Origin of the sequence: Bradyrhizobium oropedii (assembly GCF_020889685.1) — a bacterium.
GTDB lineage: Bacteria > Pseudomonadota > Alphaproteobacteria > Rhizobiales > Xanthobacteraceae > Bradyrhizobium > Bradyrhizobium oropedii.
Window position 1 is genome coordinate 1 of the sequence record NZ_JACMYO010000319.1, and the last position, 5,214, is coordinate 5,214.

Consider the following 5,214-nt stretch of genomic DNA (forward strand, 5'->3'; position numbering starts at 1 on the left):
ATCCCGGCGGTGATCCCGATCGTCCGGGCCCCTGACGACCCCGGGGTCGACGAGGATGGTGCGGTGGACGAATTTGCGGAACAAATCGGCCCGCCCAAGGTCCAGGTGGGCGGTTGGCGCGGATTTTTGTCACGTTTGGGAAGCTAATTCGCGGTTAGATGTCAGCTGTGTGGTTCGATATCCGCGTTTTCCTTGCCAAGGCGGCCGCTGCCCGATATCAGGTGGCACGTGTTTTCAGGCAACCGTGGAACGCTGCGTCTGGTCCGCCGCAATAGCTCAGTTGGTAGAGCACGTCATTCGTAATGACGGGGTCACAGGTTCGAGTCCTGTTTGCGGCACCACCACTCAAAACATCCTCAGTGCTGATCCGGCCGGCTGCTCCTGCAACTCGGGCGGAGCCTGGATTCGTGCGCAGCACAATCCGCTCATGATCGCAATCGCGACCAGGACGCCGCGCAATCCCGCGAGATGAACGAGGACGAAGACGTCGCCGAGTGCATGATGCGGCCGGGGCGAACGCTCCAGGCGTCGTGGATGTGCACGATTACGGTCACATGAACCTCGGGTCAGCGCAGTCCGAGCCAATCACTGGTGAGAATAGGACACAACTTAGAGCGGAATTACCGCTGCGAGTGTTCGCTGGTTGTGCGCTCTCGCGCGGAAGGCTAGTTACTGAAATACGATTGCGAGGGATTGCGTTGCGACACAAGGATCATGACGGCGAGCTGCAACGACAGTTTGCTTTCCTGAAGGAATTCCAGCGCGCCCACGGCCGCCCGCTGCGCGTGCTGCATATCGGCAACATCGCGAACAACGCCTACAACAATGCCTTGATTCAGCGTCGCTTTGGAATCGAAGCGGACGTCATTTGCTATAACTACTATCACGTCATGGGTTGCCCGGAATGGGAGGCCGCAAGCTTCGACGGCAAGGTCGACAACATGTTCCCGGATTGGTGGGCCACCGGGTTGGGCGGTTGGCGGCGACCGGACTGGTTCGTGCAAGGCTCCGTTCTCGAATGCCTCTCTTATCTCCGTGCGAAGAACGTCGGCGACAGCGGAGCCGCAGCATTTTTCTGGACGCTGCTGCAGGCAAGATACTGGGAGATCCTTGATGGCGTCGCTTCCGCAGAGGGCCGAGTCCGTCCACCGATGCCGGAGCATCTGGCAGACACGATCTCGATTGCGCACGAGTTTCTGGATTTCCAGCTAAGCAAGTCATCCAGAATTTCGCAGCCGCTCGATCAGTCGGCTATCGTCCCGCCGGGGACGACCGTAGAGGCCGCACTCTCCCCCATTGCGCCGACCTCATTGAAGGCGGCCCCGCACGATCCGCAGACCGAGCAAGGCCGATCTCTCGCCAATCCCGAAGGACCAGGCCGGTTCATCTTAATCTATCGCTCCTTCCTGACAAAAAACGTATTCGTTCATTTGCGGCGTGAGGCGGAAAGCGGATCGGTCGCCGGGTCGAGTTTGCCCGTCGCGATTTGGCGAGGTCAGAGACGCAGTCGCGGCTTGCCCCGTTTTGGGTTCGAGTTTCCTGCCGATGTCTTCACGATGCCGAATCTTGACGCCGCGACGCAGGCTGCAAGCGAAAGCAATGGAAGACCAAGGCGCCTCATATCGATCTATCGCTCCCTTCTAACCAAATTTGTATTTGCTGATTTGCGGCGTGAGGCGGAAACTGGAGTTGTGGCCGGGTCGAGCATGGCGGTCGCGATTTGGCGAAGCCAGAGACGCAGCCGCGGCTTGCCGCGGTTTGGATTCGAGTTTCCAGCTGATGTCTTCACGATCCCAGGCCGTGTCGCCGTGACGCCGGCTGCAGGCGAAAGCAATGGAAGACCACGCCGCCTCGTATCAATGTATCGCTCCCTTCTAACGAAATTTGTCTTTGCTCATTTGCGGCGTGAGGCGGAAACCGGAATTGTCGCCGGACCGAGTTTGGTGGTCGCGATTTGGCGAAGTCAGAGACGCAGCCGCGGCTTGCCGCGTTTTGGATTCGAGTTTCCTGCTGATGCCTTCACGATCCCGGATGAGGAGCCGGCTGCAAGCGAAAGCGCGGCCGCTGACGTTGTTTCATCTGACGTCGTTTCGTCTGACGCCATTTCGTCCGACGTCGGTTCGTCGGGCGCTCCCGTGGTGACCCACCCGGACATCGCCGACCGCCCGGAGTTTCGCTACTTCGAAAAATACGGCAAGGGAGAGGATCGACGCGCTTCGCAACGTGCGGCGCTTCTTGGTGACCTGTTGCGACAGTTTGCGGACTATCCGGCAGAAGCTCTGGTCTCTGTCGATGCCTTCGCATCCGCCATTGCCAATGAATTCGCTGACGTGTTGGAGCAATATGACGTCATTCAGGGCTATTCGATCGACGGGTTCATTCCGTTCATCAACGGATTCAAGAATTACGCGTGTTACGAACACGGCACGTTGCGGGAAATGCCTTTTGAGAAAAGCTACAACGGCATTCTGTGTTCGGCGGCGTACAAGAACGCAGCCTTCTCGTTCGTGACCAACTCGGATGTGCTGCCGTCGGTGAAACGGTTGGAATTGAAGAGGGAGCGCACCGTTTACCTTCCGCATGCCTTCGACGATGAAAAAATCTCAAACTTTTGGGCAGAACACAGGATCCCGAAGCGGGACTCCAACGTCACCACATTCTTTAGCCCGACGCGCCATCACTGGCACGCAGCACCCGTTTCAATGCAGAAGGGCAATGATCTTTTTCTGAGGGCGGCAGCGCAGGTTGCGCAGACCGATCGCGATTTTCGTATCATCCTGGTCGAATGGGGCGTCGACGTTCACCGAAGCAAGGAACTCATTCAGGAGCTTCGAATCGAAGATATGGTTTCGTGGATACCGTCGTTGAACAAGGCGGAGCTTCGACAGCTTTACTGCTCGAGCGAGGTCGTCGTCGATCAGTTCAGGATACCGGCGATGGGCGGAGTTACCTTTGAGGCAATGGCGCTCGGACGCCGCGTCATAACCAATCTTGACGAAACCCAGTCAGCGGAGTTCTTCGGAGCGGCGCCGCCCTGCCTGGTCGCCGACAGCATCGAGTCCTGCGCTGCCCGTATTTCCGAGATTCTCGCCGATCCGCTGGACGACAATGGCCGCGGCAATGCGGCGCGTCGGTGGTTCGAGAAATGCCATTCCGCGCGGCGCGTCGTCGCACTTCAATTGGCCGCCTATCGAGAGATCTGCGCCGCCTAGATCCGCGCGCCGCACAGTCCGCTCATGATCGCAAGCGCGATCAGTCCGGCGGCGGCGAGCCCGGTTGCCCAGATCCGGTTGGCGACCGCCGTCGCCACGCCGTGCGCGATCAGGACGCCGCGCAATCCTGAAGCCAGATGGGCGAGGACGAAGAAGACGCCGAGCGCGTAGTGCGGCACCAGGCGAATGCTCCAGGCATCGTGGATCAGGCCGGTCGGCGCGCCGGACGCCCAGGCCCAATTGGTGTCGATGTGGTGCACGGCGCGCGCCGAAACGAATGCGGAATTCAGATGGGTGATGATGAATGCCGCGAGGTAGACGCCGGAGCCGATCTGAAACATACGGAATGCATCTGCCGGCAACGCACTCCAACGCCAGGCGAGCCGCACGCCGACGGCGACCTGAAACAGCATCAAGGCAACGAGGATGGGCTCGATCACGGACGATCGATAGACCGTGCGGCCCACCTTCATTACGGCGGCATGGACTTCGGGCCCAAACAGGCCCAGCAGATGATTGGTGAGGTGAAACGCGACGTAGAGCAGAATCACGGCCGCGGCCACCCCGTGCACGACGCGCCATCTGGCGATGGATGGTGCAATCGCGGTTGATTTCGCCGGCCGTTCCTGCTCGCTGCCGAGCAGCACGTAGAGACAAGCGGCGAGCCAACCCGCGACCCATACGAGCTCGTCGCTGACATGGATGTGCAGCAGTCCGAGACCGACGCCGGTCAGCACGAACAATGGCGGCGCGGCGATGGTGACATAAGCGAGCCGTCGCACGCGCAGTTCGAAGGACGACGGTGCTGCCTTGGTGAGCCACCAGGCGCAGGCAAGGCCCAACAACGGCGCGGCCGTCGCGGCGAACAGACAGAGCGCCGCGAGCACCAGCCGCACGGTCGATATCTGTCCGCTCGTTGGAGAAACGGCGAGATGAAATGTATCGAGCAGGAACGGATAAGCCATCGCTCCCGCCGCCGGGATCAGCCAGCGGAGCTTTTCGGCGGTCGTATTCGTCAGGCGCTTGTCGCCGGTCCGAATGCGACCTTGTTCAATTGCACTCACTGAGTTCTCCGGAGTTCAGGCATCCTGCGCAGAGGAGAGGGCCAAACCGACGAATCTATTCCCAAGCTCTCGAAGGCTCGGCACACAAGCCTGTGCGGTAGACGCTGGTGTGTGCGGGCAAGCGGCGTTGCGCCGAGATCTTGTCTCAAGGCGTATGACCGTACAGCAATGCGGCTCTACCCATAGGACCAAGTTCCAACAATCCGACTGGACCATGCCGCCTCGTCGGCAGCCCGGACCGGGAAGACGTCTGCGGTCATTGCTTCGCGTTCAAAAGCGATTCAATGCGCCGCGATTGCACGATGGCGTCGCCGAGATCCACGAACGCCGCAAGATCCCGAGGTGCCATCGCCAACCCAAATCCGTCGATATCGCCGGAGCGGGGAGCCCATATCGCGCGGCTCTCCAGAAGGTAGACGCCGTAAGCCGCTTCGATTCCGGTGTAGGCGTTGGTCCTCAATTCTTCTTGTATTGAGTAAGCCGCCAGCGCGGCGTTGGTGACAATCGAGGTCTCGATCAAGGCCTTTCGATATCCAGGGCGCTGCACCACCGCCGGCCCGAAGGCGGCGACCAGCTTTCTTTCGGAAGTCTGGACCACGACCAGCGCACCGTCGAGAATGCTGCGAAGCGAACGCTTTGTCGCAAGCGGCAAGTATTCACGCGGATTCAGGAACACGTCGACGGCCGTCGTGAGTGCGCCGCATCCGCTGTGGCCGAGTACGACGATGAGTTTGAGGCTGCCGCCAAGGTTCTCGACGGCGTATTTGAGGCTTCCAAGCACCTCAATTCCGAGGCCGTTGCCCGCGACGCGGACCACGAAGAGATCATTGGGGCCTTCGTTGAAAATGAGTTCAACGGGCACGCGCGCGTCGGAGCAGCCCAGCACCGCCGCAAACGGTCTTTGCTTCGGCACAGTGCTGTCAGCTGGCAGTCCCAGG

General features: G+C 60.2%; 3 protein-coding genes and 1 tRNA gene. 2 read left to right on the forward strand and 2 right to left on the reverse strand.

Going from position 1 to position 5,214, the window contains the following annotated elements; all coding sequences use genetic code 11:
* Positions 1-265: 265 nt before the first annotated feature.
* Positions 266-341, forward strand: a tRNA-Thr gene (locus tag H8A95_RS41475).
* Between the two features lie 357 nt (positions 342-698).
* The gene (locus tag H8A95_RS41480) at positions 699-3,212 is read left to right on the forward strand and encodes a glycosyltransferase (RefSeq protein ID WP_229188241.1); all 2,514 of its coding nucleotides are present in this window, start codon (positions 699-701) and stop codon (positions 3,210-3,212) included.
* Here the strand turns inward: H8A95_RS41480 and H8A95_RS41485 are convergent.
* Both H8A95_RS41485 and H8A95_RS41490 read right to left on the reverse strand, forming a co-directional pair.
* Positions 3,209-4,276 (reverse strand): hypothetical protein, encoded by a 1,068-nt coding sequence (locus H8A95_RS41485; protein WP_229188242.1) that lies wholly within the window; start codon positions 4,274-4,276, stop codon positions 3,209-3,211. The two genes, H8A95_RS41480 and H8A95_RS41485, sit on opposite strands and share 4 nt — an antisense overlap.
* Positions 4,277-4,532: 256 nt before the next feature.
* The coding region (locus H8A95_RS41490; RefSeq protein ID WP_229188243.1) for a carbonic anhydrase at positions 4,533-5,214 on the reverse strand (682 nt) is incomplete at its 5' end.